The 2305-nt window shown below is 72.8% G+C and carries 3 protein-coding genes and 1 tRNA gene; 3 read left to right on the forward strand and 1 reads right to left on the reverse strand.

Annotated elements, in window-relative coordinates; all coding sequences use genetic code 11:
• Together dnaG and KHA85_RS16320 are read left to right on the forward strand one after the other, a co-directional pair.
• Positions 1–665 (forward strand): DNA primase (gene dnaG / locus KHA85_RS16315; protein ID WP_498039897.1); only part of this gene is annotated, 665 nt, incomplete at its 5' end.
• Between the two features lie 82 nt (positions 666–747).
• Positions 748–820: transfer RNA gene (locus KHA85_RS16320), tRNA-Asn, on the forward strand.
• A gap of 56 nt (positions 821–876) precedes the next feature.
• On the opposite strand, the gene KHA85_RS16325 is transcribed toward KHA85_RS16320, so the two are convergent.
• Positions 877–1299: a nuclear transport factor 2 family protein gene (locus tag KHA85_RS16325; protein WP_213186612.1), complete on the reverse strand. Its 423-nt coding sequence runs from the start codon at positions 1297–1299 to the stop codon at positions 877–879.
• A 57-nt stretch (positions 1300–1356) separates the two neighbouring features.
• On the opposite strand from KHA85_RS16325, the gene KHA85_RS16330 reads away from it, so the two are divergent.
• Positions 1357–2205: a carboxylesterase family protein gene (locus KHA85_RS16330; protein ID WP_236885831.1), complete on the forward strand. Its 849-nt coding sequence runs from the start codon at positions 1357–1359 to the stop codon at positions 2203–2205.
• The last annotated feature ends 100 nt before the right edge of the window (positions 2206–2305 follow it).

Raw genomic sequence — 2305 nt, forward strand, 5'->3', positions numbered from 1 at the left:
ACCCACGCCACCACGCTCGGCCGCGTCCCATCCCGGGCGGGGGAGCCCGCCCGGGATGGGACGCGGCCGAGCGTGGTGGCGTGGGTCGTGGTCGAGGGGGGTACGACGACGACGAGGTCGGCGGCGGCGACGCCCCGCGGACTCCGGAGGTGCCGAAAGGCGTGCCGATTCCCGCCCCCGGTGATCCGGTGCTGTGGCCCCAACGCGAGGCGGTGAAGGCGGCCCTGCAGTACCCGGGCCTGGCGGGCCCGTTGTTCGACTCGCTGCCGGACGAGTGCTACACCCACCCGGCGTACGCGGCGATCGCGGAGGCGCTGTCTCGGGCCGGGGGCTGTGCGGCCGGCAAGAGCGGCGTCAACTGGGTGGCCGAGGTGTCGCAGGGGCTGGAGGACGAGGGCCTGCGTCGTCTGGTCGGGGTGCTCGCGGTGGAGACGTTGCGCGTGTCGGAGGAGGCGTTGCCGCGCTACATCTCCGGGGTGCTCGCGCGCCTTCAGGAGGTGTGGGTGTCGGGGCAGATCGCCGACCTCAAGTCCAAGGTGCAGCGGATGAGTCCGGCGGAGGACCCGGAGGGGTATTCGGCACTCTTCGGTGATCTGGTGGCGCTGGAAGAGTACCGGCGCGGCCTGCTGGAGCAGGCGGTCGGTGCCACGCCGGACATCGCGTGACCTGCCGATTTGGTTCCTCAGCGTGGTTCGCACTAAGGTGGTTTCTCGGTATCCGGCACAGCAGCCGGAAGGCCGGTAGCAATCCCCCATAGCTCAATTGGCAGAGCATTCGACTGTTAATCGAAGGGTTATTGGTTCGAGTCCAATTGGGGGAGCTCCTTCGGAGAGGGCCCGAGGCGTTGTCGCCGCGGGCCCTCTTCTGTTTCCCGTCTCAGCCGCGGCGCAGGACGCTCGGGTCGCCGAGGTCGAAGCGCACGTCGAACCGCCGTGAGGTGATCCGCCAGCCCTCGCCTGTGCGCTCCCACAGGTCGGAGTACTCGCCGAAGCACTCCCAGGACCGTCCCGCGAGGTCGTCGGCACCGAGGTGCAGCACGCGGGCGTAGGTGAGGCTGCGGGCGCGGTCCGGGTCGCCCTCGTGCCCGAGTTCGACGCGGTGGTTCCCCAGCAGGTGCTGTGAGGGCCCGCAGCCGCCCAGATGATCGCGGACCTGCTCGACGACCGCCTCGCGGCCCCGTGCCCCGTACCCCGTCGCGGTCTCGGTGAACAGCGCCCCGAGCGCGTCCCAGTCGCGGGTGTCCAGCGCGCTCGCGACGTCCGCCAGCTGCTCGATGATCTGATCCCTGTCGGTCGTCATCTGTTCTTCGTAGCAGGGATTTCCGGCCGATCCGGGCGGTCTCGCTACTCTGACGCCATGAGTCGTCCCGGAACAGGAAGCGCCGTCGAGGTCACCGTGTCCACCGGCCGTGTGCGCGGGACCGACCTGGGCGACGTGGCCCGCTTCTACGGCATCCCGTATGCCGAGGACCCCGTGGGGGATCTGCGCTTCGCGGCCCCCGTCAGGCGGAGCCCCTGGCCCGGGGTCCGCGACGCCACGCGTCCGGCGGCCACCGCGCAGCGCCTGCGCTTCGATCCGGATCCGGCGATCCCCGAGCCGATCGTCGCGGGCACGGACATCCTGCACGTGGACGTGTGGGCGCCACCCGAGGGGACCGGGCATCCGGTCCTGGTGTGGATCCACGGCGGCGGGTGGGAATCGGGGTCGTCGCATCAACCGTGGTTCGACGGGACCGCGTTCGCCCGGGCGGGGATCGTCGTGGTGTCCGTGGGCTATCGGCTGGGCGTCGAGGGCTTCACGTCTTTCCCCGACGCCCCGGACAACCGCGGGGTGCGCGACTGGATCATGGCGCTGGAGTGGGTCCGCGACGAGATCGCGGCTTTCGGCGGTGACCCCGGGCAGGTCACCGTGTCGGGCCAGTCGGCGGGCGGCGGTGCCGTGCTGTGCCTGCTGGCCTCGCCGCTGGCGGCCGGGCTGTTCCACCGGGGGATCGCCTCGTCGCCCGCAGTGCTGAGGTCGCCGGCCGCGCAGGCCCCCAAGGGAGCGACGGCTGCCGAGCTGGCGGCGGGCGGCCGGGGCGCGGTCGACGAGTTCCACCGTCGGCTCCGCAGGGACAACGTCGGGGGCTCCGCGCCCGGCTGGGGGGAGGGCGCGTGGGCCAACGTGGTCGCCGCGGGGGTCGCCGGCGGGGGCGGGTGGATCTAGGACTGCTGGCGCGGCGAGGGGGGGGCGGTGGGGGGGGGGGTGGGGCGCGGGGGGGTGGCGAGGCGGTGGGGGGGGGCGGCCGTGTGGCGGATGGTGAGCC

Source organism: Dietzia massiliensis (assembly GCF_018390595.1).
Taxonomy (GTDB): Bacteria; Actinomycetota; Actinomycetes; order Mycobacteriales; family Mycobacteriaceae; genus Dietzia; species Dietzia massiliensis.